The sequence below is a fragment of the Streptomyces sp. CC228A genome (genome assembly GCF_021390935.1).
Taxonomy (GTDB): Bacteria; Actinomycetota; Actinomycetes; order Streptomycetales; family Streptomycetaceae; genus Streptomyces.
This window is the reverse complement of sequence record NZ_JAJPUI010000004.1, coordinates 149,610-166,230: the sequence shown is the minus strand read 5'-3', so window position 1 is coordinate 166,230 and position 16,621 is coordinate 149,610. Positions and strand designations below refer to the sequence as shown.

20 protein-coding genes are annotated in these 16,621 nt (G+C 73.7%); 3 read left to right on the top strand and 17 right to left on the bottom strand.

Annotated elements, in window-relative coordinates; genetic code table 11:
- The 11 genes from lgt to hisI form a co-directional block, all read right to left on the bottom strand.
- Positions 1-954 carry a prolipoprotein diacylglyceryl transferase gene (gene lgt, locus L6E17_RS13550; RefSeq protein ID WP_236241026.1) on the bottom strand — a complete coding sequence of 318 codons (954 nt, stop codon included), beginning with the start codon at positions 952-954 and terminating at the stop codon, positions 1-3.
- Between the two features lie 354 nt (positions 955-1,308).
- Complete coding sequence (locus tag L6E17_RS13545) at positions 1,309-2,166, bottom strand: thioredoxin domain-containing protein (protein WP_236241025.1); 858 nt, start codon at positions 2,164-2,166, stop codon at positions 1,309-1,311.
- Positions 2,167-2,249: 83 nt separating this feature from the next.
- The gene (gene trpA / locus L6E17_RS13540) at positions 2,250-3,065 is read right to left on the bottom strand and encodes a tryptophan synthase subunit alpha (RefSeq protein ID WP_236241024.1); all 816 of its coding nucleotides are present in this window, start codon (positions 3,063-3,065) and stop codon (positions 2,250-2,252) included.
- Complete coding sequence (gene trpB, locus L6E17_RS13535; protein ID WP_236241023.1) at positions 3,062-4,300, bottom strand: tryptophan synthase subunit beta; 1,239 nt, start codon at positions 4,298-4,300, stop codon at positions 3,062-3,064. Before trpB ends, trpA begins: the two co-directional genes overlap by 4 nt.
- A 185-nt stretch (positions 4,301-4,485) precedes the next feature.
- Positions 4,486-4,656, bottom strand: a complete 171-nt coding sequence (gene trpM, locus L6E17_RS31465; RefSeq protein WP_374109056.1) for a tryptophan biosynthesis modulator TrpM — start codon at positions 4,654-4,656, stop codon at positions 4,486-4,488.
- A 28-nt stretch (positions 4,657-4,684) separates the two neighbouring features.
- Positions 4,685-5,494 carry an indole-3-glycerol phosphate synthase TrpC gene (gene trpC, locus L6E17_RS13530; RefSeq protein WP_236241022.1) on the bottom strand — a complete coding sequence of 270 codons (810 nt, stop codon included), beginning with the start codon at positions 5,492-5,494 and terminating at the stop codon, positions 4,685-4,687.
- A 151-nt stretch (positions 5,495-5,645) separates the two neighbouring features.
- Entirely contained in the window at positions 5,646-6,221 is a 576-nt protein-coding gene (locus L6E17_RS13525; RefSeq protein ID WP_236241021.1) for a DUF2752 domain-containing protein, read from the bottom strand.
- Between the two features lie 146 nt (positions 6,222-6,367).
- On the bottom strand, positions 6,368-6,619 hold the full coding sequence (locus L6E17_RS13520; RefSeq protein WP_236241020.1) for an HGxxPAAW family protein: 252 nt from the start codon (positions 6,617-6,619) through the stop codon (positions 6,368-6,370).
- A 141-nt stretch (positions 6,620-6,760) separates the two neighbouring features.
- Positions 6,761-7,507, bottom strand: coding sequence for a TIGR02234 family membrane protein (locus L6E17_RS13515; RefSeq protein WP_236241019.1), 747 nt, complete (start codon positions 7,505-7,507; stop codon positions 6,761-6,763).
- A 19-nt stretch (positions 7,508-7,526) separates the two neighbouring features.
- Positions 7,527-9,014, bottom strand: coding sequence for an anthranilate synthase component I (locus L6E17_RS13510; protein ID WP_236241018.1), 1,488 nt, complete (start codon positions 9,012-9,014; stop codon positions 7,527-7,529).
- Positions 9,015-9,025: 11 nt separating this feature from the next.
- Positions 9,026-9,376: a phosphoribosyl-AMP cyclohydrolase gene (gene hisI / locus L6E17_RS13505; RefSeq protein WP_236241017.1), complete on the bottom strand. Its 351-nt coding sequence runs from the start codon at positions 9,374-9,376 to the stop codon at positions 9,026-9,028.
- Between the two features lie 83 nt (positions 9,377-9,459).
- Between hisI and L6E17_RS13500 the strand changes: the two genes are divergently transcribed.
- The 3 genes from L6E17_RS13500 to L6E17_RS13490 all read left to right on the top strand — a co-directional run bounded on the left by L6E17_RS13500 (position 9,460) and on the right by L6E17_RS13490 (position 12,131).
- Positions 9,460-10,092 carry a TIGR03085 family metal-binding protein gene (locus tag L6E17_RS13500; protein WP_236241016.1) on the top strand — a complete coding sequence of 211 codons (633 nt, stop codon included), beginning with the start codon at positions 9,460-9,462 and terminating at the stop codon, positions 10,090-10,092.
- A gap of 3 nt (positions 10,093-10,095) precedes the next feature.
- Positions 10,096-10,485: a VOC family protein gene (locus tag L6E17_RS13495; protein ID WP_236241015.1), complete on the top strand. Its 390-nt coding sequence runs from the start codon at positions 10,096-10,098 to the stop codon at positions 10,483-10,485.
- 65 nt (positions 10,486-10,550) lie between these two features.
- Positions 10,551-12,131, top strand: coding sequence for an IS1182 family transposase (locus L6E17_RS13490; RefSeq protein WP_236239647.1), 1,581 nt, complete (start codon positions 10,551-10,553; stop codon positions 12,129-12,131).
- Positions 12,132-12,213: 82 nt separating this feature from the next.
- On the opposite strand, the gene L6E17_RS13485 is transcribed toward L6E17_RS13490, so the two are convergent.
- The 6 genes from L6E17_RS13485 to L6E17_RS13460 all read right to left on the bottom strand — a co-directional run bounded on the left by L6E17_RS13485 (position 12,214) and on the right by L6E17_RS13460 (position 16,587).
- On the bottom strand, positions 12,214-13,098 hold the full coding sequence (locus tag L6E17_RS13485; RefSeq protein ID WP_236238908.1) for an IS982 family transposase: 885 nt from the start codon (positions 13,096-13,098) through the stop codon (positions 12,214-12,216).
- A 732-nt stretch (positions 13,099-13,830) separates the two neighbouring features.
- Positions 13,831-14,592: an imidazole glycerol phosphate synthase subunit HisF gene (gene hisF, locus L6E17_RS13480; RefSeq protein ID WP_236241014.1), complete on the bottom strand. Its 762-nt coding sequence runs from the start codon at positions 14,590-14,592 to the stop codon at positions 13,831-13,833.
- Complete coding sequence (locus tag L6E17_RS13475; protein ID WP_236241013.1) at positions 14,589-14,999, bottom strand: RidA family protein; 411 nt, start codon at positions 14,997-14,999, stop codon at positions 14,589-14,591. Before L6E17_RS13475 ends, hisF begins: the two co-directional genes overlap by 4 nt.
- Complete coding sequence (priA, locus tag L6E17_RS13470) at positions 14,996-15,721, bottom strand: bifunctional 1-(5-phosphoribosyl)-5-((5-phosphoribosylamino)methylideneamino)imidazole-4-carboxamide isomerase/phosphoribosylanthranilate isomerase PriA (RefSeq protein ID WP_236241012.1); 726 nt, start codon at positions 15,719-15,721, stop codon at positions 14,996-14,998. Before priA ends, L6E17_RS13475 begins: the two co-directional genes overlap by 4 nt.
- Before the next feature lie 52 nt (positions 15,722-15,773).
- Positions 15,774-16,412 carry an imidazole glycerol phosphate synthase subunit HisH gene (gene hisH / locus L6E17_RS13465; protein WP_236241011.1) on the bottom strand — a complete coding sequence of 213 codons (639 nt, stop codon included), beginning with the start codon at positions 16,410-16,412 and terminating at the stop codon, positions 15,774-15,776.
- Between the two features lie 7 nt (positions 16,413-16,419).
- Complete coding sequence (locus L6E17_RS13460) at positions 16,420-16,587, bottom strand: hypothetical protein (RefSeq protein ID WP_236241010.1); 168 nt, start codon at positions 16,585-16,587, stop codon at positions 16,420-16,422.
- Between the last annotated feature and the right edge of the window lie 34 nt (positions 16,588-16,621).

Here is a 16,621-nt window from a genome sequence, read left to right as displayed (position 1 = left end):
CTACGACTTCTGCTTCTGGCGGGCCGCGTCCCCGGAACCGCCCGCGGCGGTGCCGTCCCCCACAGCCTCGGCGTCCTTCGCGTCCTCGGCGTCCTCGCCGCCCTCCGCGGTGGCGCCGCCGGCGTCCCCTGCCGGTGCGCCGGCGCCCGGCTCCACGACCTTCTCGCGGCCCGGCCGGACCCGCGCCGACACCACGATGTACGTGACGGCCAGCAGGAACACCAGCAGCGCGGTCCACACGTTGAGGCGCAGGCCCAGGATGTGGTGGGCGTCGTCGATGCGCATGTACTCGATCCAGGCGCGGCCGACGCAGTACGCGGCGACGTACAGCGCGAAGGCCCGCCCGTGGCCGAGGGTGAAGCGGCGGTCGGCCCACACGACGAGCAGCGCGACGCCGACGCACCACAGCGACTCGTACAGGAAGGTCGGGTGGTAGAGGCCCGCCTCCCGGTTCACGCCCTCGGAGATCTCCAGCGCCCACGGCAGGTCGGTCGGCTTGCCGTACAGCTCCTGGTTGAACCAGTTGCCCCAGCGGCCGATGGCCTGGGCGAGGGCGATGCCGGGCGCGATGGCGTCGGCGTACGCGGGCAGCGGCACACCCCGCCTGCGGGCCCCGATCCAGGCGCCGACCGCGCCGAGGGCGACGGCGCCCCAGATCCCTAGGCCGCCCTCCCAGATCTTGAAGGCGTCGACCCAGTTCTCACCCTCGCTGAAGTACAGCTGGTAGTCGGTGATCACGTGGTAGAGCCGGCCGCCGACCAGCCCGAACGGCACCGCCCAGACGGCGATGTCGGCCACGGTGCCGGCTTTGCCGCCCCGGGCGATCCAGCGCTTGTTGCCGTACCAGACGGCGACGAAGACACCGATGATGATGCAGAAGGCGTAGCCGCGCAGCGGAACCGGTCCGAGTTCGAGGACGCCGGTCGACGGGCTGGGAATGTAGGCAAGGTCCATGGCAGGACCGACGCTACCTTGCCGAGCGGACCCGAGGGCAGCCCACCCGGCAAAGACTGCATAACGTCACTGCCGCGCCCGCTCCCCGCCGGGCCGACCGGGGCCGCGCGGGCACGGGAGGCGGGTGCGGCGGGCGGGGCCTCCGGAGCACCGGGACAGGTGCGGGCGGACGCGGGCCTCCGGATCCCGCCGGGCCCCGCCGGGCCCGGGTCGGCCCCGGCGGGCGCCGCGGCCGCCGCGGCACGGGCGGTCGCGGACCGGGTGCGCCGCCGCGGCCGCCGCGAGGTCCGTACGGCCCCCGGCCGGCGGGGCGGCGCGGGGGCGTGGCGGCGCCGGGCGTTGCCCGGCTCGGTCTCAGCCGGCGGGGGACGCCGTCGGGGTCCCCGTCGCGGTGGCGGCGCCGGTCGGGGTGGCCGTGCCGGGCTGCTTGCCCTGGTTGGCCTCCGTGACCCACTTCTTCAGGTTCTCCGGCGAGATCTGCTCGCCGCCCTTGGCGGGGAAGATCGGTTCTCCGTTCAGCAGCACCGTGGGAGTGCCGCGGAAGTCCCCGGCGAGGAACGCCTCGTTGGACTCGTTCGCCCAGGCCTTGTGGGTGCCGTCGGCGACGCAGCTGCGGAAGGCGGGAGTGTCCAGGCCCTGGACCTTGCCCGCGAGGTCGAAGAGGGTCTGGTTGTTCGAGAAGGCGTCGTCCGTCTCCATCGGCTGGTTCTGGAAGAGGACGTCGTGGTACGGGACGAACCGGCCGGCGTCCTGCGCGCACGCCGCCGCGTTCGCCGCGTTCAGCGAGCCGCTGCCGCCCATGTTGCCGTCGATGATCGTGGCGAGCCGGTACTCGACCTTGATCTGGCCCGAGTCGGTCAGCTCGTGGATGGTGTCGCGGTACGTGGTCTCGAAGAACGCGCAGGCGGGGCAGCGGAAGTCCTCCCACACGGTCAGCGTGGAGGGCGCGTCGGACGCGCCGACGGGGATGATGAGCCGGTCGTCGCCGACGGCGCCGGAGGGGGCGACGACGGGGCCCGCGGCGCTGTCCCCGTCGTCGCCGCCGCTGTTGGCCGCCAGGACGCCGACCACGGCGGCCAGGCCGAGCACGCCCACGACGGCCGCCGTCACGAGCAGGGCTCTGCGGCGCTTCTCCCGGGCGTGCTCCCGCTGGCGCTGCTGCTGGAGCCGTTCCCGGGCGCTCCGCTTCCCCGCGCTGCTGTTCTCGTTCACGCCCGGCAAACGAACCGGGGAGGCACCCGCGTGCCTCCCCGGACCGACATCCACCCGTTCGAGCGACGAAACCCCGGGAACCGCTAGGAGTCCCGTCGCACGCCCCGGGCGAGTTCGCCCGCCAGTTCCCGTACGGCGGCCAGGCCGCTCGTGCGGTCGTCGGCGTCCAGCAGCCGCTTGACGAAGGCGGAGCCGACGATGACGCCGTCCGCGAAGGACGCCACTTCCGCGGCCTGCGCGGCGTCGGAGACGCCGAGCCCGACGCACACCGGCAGGTCCGTGGTGGCGCGGGTGCGCTCCACCAGGTCGGCGGCCTGCGCGCCCACGGACGCGCGGGTGCCGGTGACGCCCATGAGGGAGGCGGCGTAGACGAAGCCGGAGCCGGCGGCCGTGATGGTGGCGAGCCGCTCGTCCTTGCTGCTCGGGGCCACGACGAAGACGGTGGCCAGGCCGTGCTTCTCGGCGTGCTCGCGCCACAGCGCGGACTCCTGGACCGGCAGGTCCGGCAGGATGCAGCCGGCGCCGCCGGCCTCGGCCAGTTCGGCGGTGAACCGCTCGACGCCGTAGCGGTCGATGGGGTTCCAGTAGGTCATGACGAGGATCGGCTTGCCGCTGGCCTCGTAGGCCTCCCGCACCGTCCGCAGCACGTCGGCGATCTTCACACCGCCGCGCAGGGCGATGTCGTCGGCGGTCTGGATGACCGGGCCGTCGAGGACCGGGTCGCTGTGCGGCAGCCCGACCTCGACCACGTCGGCGCCGCCGTCCAGCACCGCCTTGATCGCGTCGATGCCGTCGTCCACGGTGGGGAAGCCGGCCGGCAGGTAGGCGATGAGCGCCGCCCGGTTCTCCGCCTTCGCCTTGGCGAGGGTGTCGCTCAGCAGGTGGATGGTGCCGCTCACTCGGAGCCCTCCCCGTCGTAGAGCCCGAAGTAGCGGGCAGCGGTGTCCATGTCCTTGTCGCCGCGGCCGGACAGGTTGACCACGAGCAGCCCGTCCGGGCCGAGTTCGCGCCCGAGCTCCAGGGCCCCGGCGAGGGCGTGCGCCGACTCGATGGCCGGGATGATCCCCTCGGTGCGCGACAGCAGGCGCAGCGCCTGCATGGCGGCGTCGTCGGTGACGGCCCGGTACTCGCCGCGCCCGGAGTCCTTCAGGTAGGCGTGCTCGGGTCCGATGCCGGGGTAGTCCAGGCCGGCCGAGATCGAGTACGGCTCCGTGATCTGGCCCTCGTCGTCCTGCAGGACGTACGAGCGGGACCCGTGCAGGATGCCCGGCTCGCCCGCGGTGAGCGTGGCCGCGTGCTCGCCGGTCTCGATGCCGTGCCCGGCGGGCTCGCAGCCGACGAGGCGGACGGAGGCGTCGGGGATGAAGGCGTGGAAGAGGCCGATGGCGTTGGAGCCGCCGCCCACGCAGGCGACGGCGGCGTCGGGCAGCCGGCCGGCGCGCTCCAGGATCTGGCGGCGCGCCTCGACGCCGATGACGCGGTGGAAGTCGCGCACCATGGCGGGGAACGGGTGCGGGCCCGCGACGGTCCCGAACAGGTAGTGCGTGCTGTCGACGTTGGCGACCCAGTCGCGGAACGCCTCGTTGATGGCGTCCTTGAGGGTGCGGCTGCCGGACTTCACGGCGACGACCTCGGCGCCGAGCATGCGCATGCGGGCCACGTTGAGGGCCTGGCGCCGGGTGTCGACCTCGCCCATGTAGATGGTGCAGTCGAGCCCGAACAGGGCGCAGGCGGTGGCGGTGGCGACGCCGTGCTGTCCGGCTCCCGTCTCGGCGATGACGCGGGTCTTGCCCATGCGCCGGGTGAGGAGGGCCTGGCCGAGCACGTTGTTGATCTTGTGGGAGCCGGTGTGGTTGAGGTCCTCGCGCTTCAGGAAGACGCGGGCGCCGCCGGCGTGCCCGGCGAACCGCGGCACCTCGGTCAGAGCGCTCGGCCGGCCGGTGTAGTGCCTCAGCAGCTCGTCGAGCTCGCGGGCGAAGACGGGGTCGGCCTTGGCCTTCTCGTACTCGACGGCGACCTCGTCGACGGCGGCGACGAGGGCCTCGGGGATGAACGTGCCGCCGAAGGCGCCGAAGTAGCCGGCGGCGTCGGGGACCCGGCGTTCCGGGTCGGGGATGAAGAACTCGCTGGACATCAGCGCATGCTCCTATGCCAGGACTGGCCCCTGCGGGGGGCCTGCGAGGGTGTGGGTGCACGTCGTGGTGGCGTCGGCGGTCCTCTCCCCGCACAGCGCGGGGCACTCCCGGAGGCGGCGCCTCCGTCCCCGGCCGCCGTGCGGCAGGGGGTGCGGGGGACGCACGGCGCCCCCCGAGGGGACCGCTAACGGCACGCGGTCCTCACGCGCCATCGCATCCCGTTGACCTGGCCCGGTTCGTCGCCGATGACGTACCGCACCCGCCGCCCGTGCACGCGCCGCGCCGGGGCCCGGCAGCCGCGCGGGCGGCAGCCCCGGGCCAGGCGGGCGTACGCCGCGGGGGCGCGGCGGGGCAGCGGGTGACGGGGGCGGTCATGGCGGGGGTCAGTCCCGCCCGTGGCGCAGCGCGGGGTGGGCGCCCGCCGCGACGAGGTCGGCCACGGCCGCCTTCGGGTCGCGGACGGTGACGAGCGACTCGCCGACCAGGACGGCGTCGGCGCCGGCGTTGGCGTAGGCGATCAGGTCGTGCGGGCCGCGGACACCGGACTCGGCGATCCTGACGATGCCCGACGGGATCTCCGGGACGACCCGCTCGAAGGTGGAGCGGTCCACCTTGAGGGTCTTCAGGTCGCGGGCGTTGACGCCGATGACGCGGGCGCCTGCGTCGACCGCCCGGGCGGCCTCCTCCTCGTCGTGGACCTCCACGAGCGGGGTGAGTCCGATGGACTCGGCGCGCTCGATCAGCGAGACCAGCGCGGGCTGGTCCAGGGCGGCCACGATCAGCAGGGCGAGGTCGGCGCCGTAGGCCCGCGCCTCCCACAGCTGGTAGGCGGTGACGATGAAGTCCTTGCGCAGGACGGGGATGTCGACCCGGGCGCGGACGGCCTCCAGGTCGGCGAGCGACCCTCCGAAGCGCCGCTCCTCGGTGAGGACGGAGATGACGGCGGCGCCGCCCGCCTCGTAGTCGGCGGCGAGGGCGGCGGGGTCCGCGATGGCGGCGAGGGCGCCCTTGGAGGGGCTGGACCGCTTCACCTCGCAGATGACCTGGACGCCTTCGCCGCGCAGCGCGGCCGCTCCGTCACGGGCCTGGGGCGCCTTGGCGGCCCGCTCCTTGAGCTCGTCGAGGGAGACCCGCGCCTGCCGCTCCGCGAGGTCGGCGCGCACTCCTTCGATGATCTCGTCGAGCACACTCACGCGAGAGGCCCCCTTCCGGAGGGTGTGATGTCTGATCAGCCGGACACCTCGATGGTATCCGGCCGGGCGGCGGGAAACCGCACGGGCCACGGCCCGTGCCTCGGGCTCGCTCCCACCCTACGGCGCTGACCTGCTGGTTCGGGGGACCGTCTCACGGAGCGAGCGAGGCGCCGAACGGCAGGTTCCGGATCACGCAGAACAGCGCGGCGCCGGTGCCGAGCACCCACCAGGCGACGGGGTGGACGGTGAGGTGGAACCGTACGCCGCGGACGGCCTTGACGAGCCAGACGAGCATCAGCGCGGCGAAGACGGCGTAGCCGGCGACGGCCATGGCGTTGGCGCCCAGGGCGGTGGCCAGGTCCCCGTGGGCGAAGGCGTGCGCGCTGCGCAGCCCGCCGCAGCCCGGGCAGTACAGGCCGGTGTACTGGAGCAGCGGGCAGGCCGGGTAGTGGCCCGGTTCGTTGGGGTCCACGGCGGCGACGAACGCGAAGGCGGCGGCGGCTCCGGCGAGGAGGCCGAGGGGCGCGGCGACGCGCCGGGCAAGGGGCGGAGGGGCGCCGTGGGGCGGCACGGCCCGCGACGGGGGCGTGTGCGGCGGTGCGGCGGCCGGTCCGTGGGGCGGGTCGGCCTGCGGCGGGTCCCCGTGGGCCGGGACGGCGGCCTGGTGCGGGGCGGGCGGAGGCGGCGCCGGCTGGGGCGGGGCGGCGGCGGGCGGGGTGGCGTCCATCCGGTGATTGTCGCCGCGGGTGCGGGGCGGCGCAGCCCCGTGCGTCCGCAAGGGTGCCGCGGCGGTGCGGCGCGCAGCGGAAAGGCGCAGCCCGGGACCGCCGGACCGCGCCTCGCGCGCGCTGCCGCCTGCGGCGGAGCGGAGAGTCAGGAGGACGCCTGGGCGCCCGCGGCGCGGGAGCGGGCCTCCAGCTGCTCCGCGGTCGGCTTCTGCTGGCCCATGCCCATCATGCGCATGATGCCGCCGACGACGCCGCCGAGCACCACGATCCCCAGGCCGGCCCAGAAACCGAGCGGGTTGGCCGCGACCATGAAGACACCGGCGACGCAGAAGCCGATGAAGGCGATCATGACACCGGTCCAGGCGGCCGGGGTGTGTCCGTGGGCGCTGCCCGCCATGAGTTGCTCCTCGTTGATGTTGCTCTGTGGTGAGGCCCCGCGGAGTGCGGTCGCTCGCCGCCATTGTCCCGCACGCGCGCACCCGCGGGTGATCCGGGGGGTGCCGCCGCAGCGGAGCGCCGGTGGGCGGGGTCCCGGTGGTCAGTCCGCGGGGTCCTGCCGGTCCTCGGGGGCCGCGGGGTCCTGCCGGTCCTCGGGGGCCGCGGGGTCCTGCCGGTCCTCGGGGGCCGTGGGGTCCTCGCCGCGGTCGAGGGCCTTCCACAGCTCCTCCGGCCGCTCGGGCTCCGCGGCAGGGCGGCGGGCGGCACGGGCGCGCGGGCCGCCGTCCCTCTCGTACCGGCCCGACATGGCGGGCCACGCCGAGCCGTGGCGCAAGGCGATCAGTCCGGCGGCGAGGATCAGCAGGGCCGCCGTGCCCGCCACGGTCGGCCAGGCGGTCTGGGCGAGCCCCTCGACGCGGGCGGCGGCGTCACCGGTGGTGCGGGCGGCCTCCGCGTCGAGGGCCGCGCTGTCGGAGGCGCCCAGGAAGGCGGCCAGGGCCGCTCCCGCGCCGCTGGCGGCGAGGAGCAGGGCGACGATCCGCCGGCCGGTGCCCCGGGCCGCGAGGACGGCGACGAGGGCCGCGAGCCCGACCACCGCGAGGGCGGTCGGGACGCCGGTGACGTCACCGCCCGAGGCGTCGAGGCGGAAGCTGCCGCCGCTGCCGGTGACCGTGCCGGTGGTCCAGGTCTGGCCCGAGGCGAGCAGGACGGCGGCGGCGCCGACGGCGCCCAGGAGGAGCGCTGCGGCGAGGCTGCGGCGGCCGCCGCCTGCGGCCGCCGCGCCACCCGCGCGCGCGGGACGGGGCTGGGGTACGGATGCGGCACTCACGCACCCACTATCCCCCATGCCTCCCGGCTCGCCGCAGTCAGACCCGGTTCATCCGGTTGGCGGTGTGGACGGCGCGCAGCACCGCGGCCGCCTTGTTGCGGCACTCGGTGTCCTCGGCGACCGGGTCGGAGTCGGCGACGACACCGGCTCCGGCCTGCACGTAGGCGGTGCCGTCGCGCAGCACGGCCGTGCGGATGGCGATCGCGGTGTCGGAGTCGCCCGCGAAGTCCAGGTAGCCGACGGCGCCGCCGTACAGGCCGCGCCTGCTGGGCTCCAGCTCCTCGATGATCTGCATGGCGCGCGGCTTGGGCGCCCCGGACAGCGTTCCCGCGGGGAAGCAGGCGGTGAGGACGTCGAAGGCGGAGCGGTCCTCCGCGACCCGGCCGGTCACGGTCGACACGATGTGCATGACGTGCGAGTACCGCTCGATCGACATGAAGTCGACGACCTCCACGGAGCCCGGCCGGCAGACGCGGCCCAGGTCGTTGCGGGCGAGGTCGACGAGCATGAGGTGCTCGGCGCGTTCCTTGGGGTCGGCGATGAGCTCGTCGGCGAGGGCCTGGTCCTCCTGCGGGGTGGCCCCGCGCGGCCGGGTGCCGGCGATGGGGTGCACCATCGCGCGGCCGTCCTCGACCTTGACCAGCGCTTCGGGGCTGGACCCGACGACGTCGAACCCGTCGAAGCGGAAGAGGTACATGTACGGCGACGGGTTGGTGGCCCGCAGGACCCGGTACACGTCGAGGGCGCTCGCCGTGCAGGGTGTCTCGAACCGCTGGGACGGCACGACCTGGAAGGCCTCCCCGGCGCGGATGCGCTCCTTGATGTCCTCCACGGCGTCCTGGTAGGCCGGCCCGCCCCACAGCGCGGTGGACTCGGGCAGCTCGGACGGCGGGAGGACGGCGGGCGCGGACTCGGCGGACTTGGTCAGGTCGGCCTGCATGGCGTCGAGCCGCGCCACGGCGTCCGCGTAGGCCTCGTCCACGCCGGAGTCCGTGGCGTTGTGGTTGATCGCGTTGGCGATCAGCAGGACCGTGCCGTCCCAGTGGTCGAGGACCGCGAGGTCCGAGGTGAGCAGCATGGTCAGCTCGGGCAGCCGCAGGTCGTCGGTGCCGTGCTCGCCGATGCGCTCCAGGCGGCGCACGATGTCGTAGCCCAGGTAGCCGACCATGCCGCCGGTGAAGGGCGGCATGCCGCCGGCCAGGTCCCGCGGCGTGTGCAGGGCCTCGACGGTGGCGCGCAGCGCGGCCAGCGGGTCGCCGTCGACGGGCACGCCGACGGGCGGCGTGCCGAGCCAGTGCGCCTGTCCGTCGCGCACGGTGAGCGCGGCGGCGCTGCGGACCCCGACGAAGGAGTAGCGGGACCAGGAGCGGCCGTTCTCCGCGGACTCCAGCAGGAAGGTCCCGGGGCGCTCCGCGGCGAGCTTGCGGTAGAGGCCCACCGGGGTGTCGCCGTCCGCGAGGAGGCGGCGGCTGACGGGGATCACGCGGCGGTCGGTCGCCAGCTTGCGGAAGGTCTCGAGGTCCATGGCGCCCGACCTTACTGGCCCAGAGGGAGGACGTCGGCGTCGAAGCAGGTGCGGGCGCCGGTGTGGCAGGCGGCGCCGACCTGGTCGACCTTGACCAGGAGGGTGTCGGCGTCGCAGTCCAGGGCGACGGACTTGACCAGCTGGACGTGGCCGGAGGTGTCGCCCTTGACCCAGTACTCGCGGCGGCTGCGGGACCAGTAGGTGCAGCGGCCGGTGGTGAGGGTGCGGTGCAGGGCCTCGTCGTCCATCCAGCCCAGCATGAGCACCTCGCCGGTGTCGTACTGCTGGGCGATGGCCGGGACCAGCCCGTCGGGGCTGCGCTTGAGACGGGCGGCGATGGCCGGGTCAAGGTTGCTGGTCATGACGCCATTGTGCCGCGCGCCGCGGGGCGCTCCCGGCCGTGTCCACTGGGCGGACCGGGGCGGCCCGCCGTACGCTGGCCGACATGTCGACCCATGCGAAGCGTGAACGGCTCCTGCTGGCCGATCTGTTGGAGGCGGTCGGGCCGGACGCCCCGACCCTGTGCGACGGGTGGACCGCCCGCGACCTCGCGGCCCACGTGGTGGTGCGGGAGCGGCGCCCGGACGCTGCGGCGGGCGTGCTGGTGGGGGCGCTGCGGGACCGGCTGGAGCGGGTGCAGGCGGAGTTCGCGGCGAAGCCGTACGAGGAGCTGGTCCGGCTGATCCGCAGCGGGCCGCCGCGGATGTCGCCGTTCTCGATCAAGCAGGTGGACGAGGGCGCGAACACGGCGGAGTTCTACGTGCACACGGAGGACGTGCGGCGGGCGCAGCCGGACTGGACGCCGCGCGAGCTGGACCCGGTGTTCGCGGACGCGCTGTGGGCCCGGCTGGAGAAGGGGGCGCGGCTGGCGGGCCGCCGGTGCCCCGTGGGCCTGGTGATGCGCCGCCCGAACGGCCAGACGGCGGTGGCGCGCCGCGGGGCGCCCGTGGTCACGGTGACGGGTGAGCCGGGTGAGCTGGTGCTGTTCCTGTACGGGCGGCAGGCGGCCGCGCGGGTGGAGCTCGACGGCGACAAGGACGCGGTGGCGCGGGCCCTGGAAGCGGAACTGGGAGTCTGAGCCATGCGGATCGCGATGACCAACGTGTTCGTGGACGACGAGCAGAAGGCACACGCCTTCTACACGGACGTCCTCGGCTTCGAGACGCGGGCGCACATCGATCTCGGCGAGGCGCTGTTCGTCACCGTCGGCGCGCCGGGCCAGGACGTGGAGCTGCTGCTGGAGCCGGGCGACAGCCCGATCGCCCGCGCCTACACGAAGGGCCTGCGGGAGGCGGGCCTGCCGTGCATCGTCTTCGCGGTCGACGACCTGCGGGCGGAGTACGAGCGCCTGCGCGGGCTGGGGGTCGAGTTCACGCAGGAGCCCGTGGAGCAGGGCCCCGTCCTGACGGCCGTCCTGGACGACACGGTGGGCAATCTGGTCCAGCTCGCGCAGCGCCTCGACCAGCCCTAGAAGACTGCTGAAAATGTTGGGTTCTGGCCTCGCCGCGTCAGCGGCGGGGCCAGACTCGTCTTGTGGTGCAAGGGGAGTGGGTTGGGGAGACGATCGGGCCGGATGTGTGGGAGACCTGCCGGGAGTTGATCCCGGCTGGGAGTGTCTTCGCGTTCCTGGCCGAGCATCGTGGGCAGCTGTTTCCCGCGGTGATGTTCGAGGACATGTATCCGTCGGCGAACGGCCGTCCGTCGATGCCTCCGCAGGTCCTGGCCGCGGCGATCACGCTGCAGGCCCTGCATGGGATGTCGGACTTCGAGACGGTCCAGGAATTACGCTGTGACCTGCGGTGGAAGGCCGCGTGCGGGCTCGGCTTGCACGATATGGCGTTCGATCCTTCGCTGCTGGCCTACTTCCGCCGTCGTCTGGCCCGCTCGGCTTGCCCGAACCGGGTCTTCGAGGCGGTGCGCGAGGTCGTGAAGGCCACCGGCGTGCTGAAGGGAAAGCACCGGCGGGCACTGGACTCCACCGTCCTCGATGACGCGGTGGCCACCCAGGACACCGTCACCCAGCTGATCTCCGCCGTGCGGGCGGTGATCCGTGAGGTCCCCGGCGCCGGACCTGCCGCGGCCGTGCAGTGCACCGCCCACGACTACAGCGACCCTGGCAAACCGAGGATCGCCTGGAACGACCGGCAGGCCAGGGCGGACCTGGTGGACGCCCTCGTCGGTGACGCACTGCGGCTGCTGGGCCACCTGCCCGAACAGGAACTCGGCGAGAAGGCCGCGAACGCGGCCGGCCTGCTGGCCCTGGTCGCAGGCCAGGACGTCGAACCGGCCCAGGAGTCCGACGGCCGTGACGGACGCTGGCGCATCACCCGGGGGACCGCACCCGACCGCGTGGTTTCCACGGTTGATCCCGAGGCCCGGCACATCCACAAGAACCGGACCCGCCACCAGGAGGGCTTCCGTGCGCATGCCGCGTTCGAGCCCGAGGCGGGACTGTTCACCGAGGTCGCTCTCACCGCCGGCAGCGGAGCCGGCAACCACGAGGCCGCCGTCGCCCAAGACCTCCTCGCCGACGAGGACCAGGACCTGACCGTCCTCGGTGACACCGCCTACGGAACCGGCGAACTCCGCGAAGCCCTCGAAGCCGACGGCCACACCCTCGTGATCAAGCCCCCGCCCCTGCGGCAGGCCATCCCCGGCGGCTTCACGACCGACGACTTCCACGTCGACACCCAGGCCGGCCACGTCACCTGCCCGGCCGGCCACACCAAAGCCCTCGGCCGCCCCCTCTCGGGCGGCAACCGCCAGGCCCAGTTCAAAAAACTCTGCCTCGATTGCCCTTTGCGCGAACGCTGCACCAGGTCCAAGACCGGACGCGTCTTCAGCGTCCATCCCCAGTACGACCTCCTCAAAACCGCCCGGGACCAGGCCGCCACCAGCCAGGAATGGCAGGACGAGTACCGCCGCTGGCGACCACCCGTCGAACGCGCCATCGCCTGGCTCGTCGCCAAAGGCAACCGCCGCGTCCCCTACCGAGGCGTCCTCAAGAACAACACCTGGCTCCACAACCGGGCAGCCGCCCTCAACCTCCGCCGCCTCATCAACCTCGGACTCACCCACACCGGCACCACCTGGACCCTCACCCCCACCACCACATAGACCAAAGGGCCGCCCGGCCTACGGCCGGACAGCCCCCCAACAAGATCTTCATCGGCCTTCTAGATGAATGAGTCCGATGTCTTCAGTGGTCGTAGGCGATCAGTGATCGCTTGACGGGGGCGTTGGTGGCCCAGTTGTGCCAGATGCCGGCGGCGAGGGCGAGGAGTCGTTGGCCGGTGCGGGCGAAGACTCCGGCTGGGGTTCTGCCGCCGTGCTGTTCGAGGCTGAGCTGGCCCTTGAGGGTGTCGATGACGGCTTCGATCCACTGCCGGACCCGGGCGATCTTTCCGTGCCGGGCCGGTTCGTCCTCGCGGTCCGGCCGCACCAGATGAACCCCGAGCCGCTCGGAGCAGAACGCTTCGAACTCCTTCCCGGCGAAGCCCTTGTCGGCGAGGATCACCTGTCCTTGGCGGACGAGGTGGTGGTCGCGTTCGAGTAGCGCGGCCATCACCTCCCGTTCGCCGATCTTGGGGTTGGCCAGGCACCAGGTGACGGGCATGCCTTCGGCGGTGGTGACCAGGTAGAGGCGGAAGCCCCAGAAGAAGCGGGAGTGGCTGCGGCAGTAGCCGTACCCGCAGTGTCCGGCCAGGTCGGAGCGTTTGACGGTCTCGCGGGAGGCCGCGCAGGGCAGCGGGGTGGAGTCGATCAGCCGCAGGTCGTCGTTCCAGGTCGGCACCTGCCGGGCCAGTGCCTCGATCACGCGGCTGATCAGGGGGCCTGCGGCGTTGAGGCGCTTGTTGTAGGCGGACTGCTGGGGCAGGTAGCGGAACAGGTGGCCGAGGCGGGCGTGGGCGAAGCGGATCCAGTGCCGGGCCGAGGGAAAACCGAGCAGGACCTGGGCGACCGCCAGGCACAGCAGTTCGGCGTCCGTCAGTTTCGGGGGTCGCCCGATCCGGCGACAAGGCGCCACATGGTCGTCGATGAACACGTACAGTGCCGCCAGAAGGGCGTCCAGGTTTGTCTTCACACACTGACCAACGGGCGCCCTTCGCCATGGTCGCGACCAGCACGAACATCGGACTCATTCATCTAGCCTCCGGGGCGCCCCCGGGCGCAGGCAGCGGTCCCGCCGTGTCCGGCAGGGCCGCTGCCGTCGCCGGGGCGCTCTGCGACCCGCTCACCGGACGGCCGTCGGCGCCTGCCAGGCGCGGAGGGCACGCTGCGGCCTCTCGGTGCTCCCAGCCCCCGGCGGGCCCGCAGCGCTCGGGTAAGCACTCAGCGGACCTCGCAGCCCTGCCCGCACGGCACGGCGCTCGCGGGCCTCTCGGCCTGCCGGGCGTTGCCCGCGCTCCACGGACCGCCGGCGCTCGCGACCCGGCAGGACACTCAGCGCACCTGGCGGCGTTCCCGACCCGGCAGGGCGGTCAGCGGCGCTCGGCAGGGCGCTCAACGGAGTCCCAGCCCACCCCCGCCGAGCAAGGCACTCAGCGCACCAGGCGGCCCTCCCGACCCGGCAGGGCGGTCCACAGACCTCTCAGCCCTCCCCCGCCGACAGAGCACTCCACGGACCTCCCAGCCCGCCCCCGCCAAGCAAGGCGGTTCACGGACCCGGCAGCCCTCCCCCGCCCCGGCAGGGCGGCGCTGAGCGAGCCTCTCGCAGCCCTCCCCCGCCCGGCGGGGCGCTCAGTGGGCCCCGCGCAGCTCTTCCCGCCCGGCAGAGCGCTCAACGGAGCTGCCAGCCGCCCCGCCCGGCAGGGCGTCAGCGGACCTCGTGGCCCGCCTCGCGCAGGGCGGCCTTCACCTGCGGGATCCGCAGGTCGCCGAAGTGGAAGACCGACGCCGCCAGCACCGCGTCCGCGCCCGCCTCGACGGCGGGCGGGAAGTCCGCCAGCCGTCCGGCGCCGCCTGAGGCGATCACCGGGACGCTGACGTGCCGGCGCACGGCGGCGATCATCTCGATGTCGTAGCCGTCCTTCGTGCCGTCCGCGTCCATGGAATTCAGCAGGATCTCGCCGGCGCCCAGGTCCGCGGCGCGGTGGGCCCACTCGACGGCGTCCATGCCGGTGCCACGGCGGCCGCCGTGGGTGGTGACCTCGAAGCCCGACGGGGTGCCGGGCGCGCGGCGGGCGTCCACCGACAGGACGAGGACCTGGCGGCCGAAGCGCTCCGCGATCTCCCGGATCAGCTCCGGGCGGGCGATCGCCGCCGTGTTCACGCCGACCTTGTCCGCGCCCGCGCGCAGCAGCTTGTCGACGTCCCCGGCGCTGCGGACGCCGCCGCCGACGGTGAGCGGGATGAAGACCTGCTCCGCGGTGCGGCGCACCACGTCGTAGGTGGTCTCCCGGTCGCCGGAGGAGGCGGTGATGTCGAGGAAGGTCAGCTCGTCGGCGCCTTCGGCGTCGTACAGCTTGGCCATCTCGACGGGGTCGCCGGCGTCGCGCAGGTTCCGGAAGTTGACGCCCTTGACGACACGGCCGTTGTCGACGTCCAGGCAGGGGATGACGCGGACCGCGAGGCTCATGACGCGGCTCCTCCGTTCGTGCGGTAGGCCTCGACCTCGACCTCGACGAGCAGCCGGGAGTCGACGAAGCCGGAGACAATGAGCATCGAGGACGCGGGGCGGACGGCGTCGAACAGCTCCTTGTGGGCGCGGCCGACCTCCTCGACGTCCCGGGCGTGGGTGAGGTACATGCGGGTGCGCACCACGTCGGCCGGTCCGAGGCCGAGCTGCTCAAGACCGGCGAAGGCGGCGCGGAAGGCGTTGAGGGCCTGCTCGTAGGGGCCGCCGTCGGCGATCTGGCCGTTCACGACCGACGTGCAGCCGGCGACGAGGACGAGGCCGTTCGGCAGCTCCACCGCCCGGGAGTAGCCGAACTGCTCCTCCCAGGGGGCGCCGGTGACGACCTTCCGTACGGCTCCGGCCGTCATGCGGCCACCGCCGCCAGGGCCTCTTCGAGGGTGAACGCCTCGGCGTACAGCGCCTTGCCGACGATGGCGCCCTCGACGCCCAGGGGCACGAGCTCGGCGATGGCGCGCAGGTCGTCCAGGGAGGAGACGCCGCCGGAGGCCACGACGGGGCGGTCCGTGGCCGCGCAGACGTTCTTCAGCAGGTCCAGGTTGGGGCCCTGGAGCGTGCCGTCCTTGGCGATGTCGGTGACGACGTAGCGGGCGCAGCCCTCCTTGTTCAGGCGCTCCAGCGTCTCGTAGAGGTCTCCGCCGTCGCGGGTCCAGCCGCGGCCGCGCAGGGTGGTGCCCCGTACGTCGAGGCCGACGGCGATCCGGTCGCCGTGCTCGGCGATGACCTTGGCGACCCACTCCGGGGTCTCCAGGGCGGCGGTGCCGAGGTTGACGCGGGTGCAGCCGGTGGCGAGGGCGGCGGCCAGGGAGGCGTCGTCGCGGATGCCGCCGGACAGCTCGACCTTGAGGTCCATGGCGGCGGTGACCTCGGCGATGAGGGCGCGGTTGTCGCCGGTGCCGAAGGCGGCGTCGAGGTCGACGAGGTGGAGCCACTCGGCGCCCGCGCGCTGCCACGCCAGCGCCGCCTCCAGCGGGGAGCCGTAGGACGTCTCCGTGCCGGACTCGCCGTGGACGAGCCGTACGGCCTGGCCGTAGCGGACGTCGACGGCGGGGAGGAGTTCGAGCTTGGTCATCTCAGCGGTCCTAGCGTCTGTCTGAAGGAAATCGTCGGAGCGGGGTCGCGGGTCAGAGGGTGGCGAGCCAGTTGGTCAGCAGCCGGGCTCCGGCGTCGCCGGACTTCTCCGGGTGGAACTGGGTGGCCCACAGGGCGCCGTTCTCCACGGCGGCGACGAACCGCTCGCCGTGGGTCGCCCAGGTGACCTCGGGGGCGCGCAGGGCGGGGTTGGCGCTCTCCAGGGTCCAGTCGGTCACCGCGTACGAGTGGACGAAGTAGAAGCGGGCGTCGGCGTCGAGTCCGGCGAACAGCTCGCTGCCCTCGGGGGCCTCGACGGTGTTCCAGCCCATGTGGGGCACGACGGGCGCCTTGAGGGGGCCGACGGTGCCGGGCCACTCGTCGAGGCCCTCGGTCTCCGTGCCGTGCTCGATGCCCCGGGCGAACAGGATCTGCATGCCGACGCAGATGCCCATCACGGGGCGGCCGCCGGCCAGCCTGCGGCCGACGATCCAGTCGCCGCGGGCCTCCTTGAGCCCGGCCATGCAAGCGGAGAAGGCGCCGACGCCGGGCACGAGGAGCCCGTCGGCGTTCATGGCCCGGTCGTAGTCGCGGGTGATCTCGACGTCGGCGCCGACGCGCGCGAGGGCGCGTTCCGCCGAGCGGACGTTGCCGAAGCCGTAGTCGAAGACGACGACCTTCTTCGCGGTCATGCGGTGCTCACTCCCAGAGTCCCTGGATCCGCAGGACGCCCGCGATCAGGCAGAGCGCGGAGGCGCCTGCCAGGAGGCCGATGAGGCTCTTGGGCATCTTCTGCTTGGTGAAGGAGTAGACGCCGCCGGCCAGGAAGAGGCCGACGACGATCAGGACGGCGGACAGCCCGGTCACCGCGTCCCCCCGTCCGCTTCCGCGGCCACGGCGG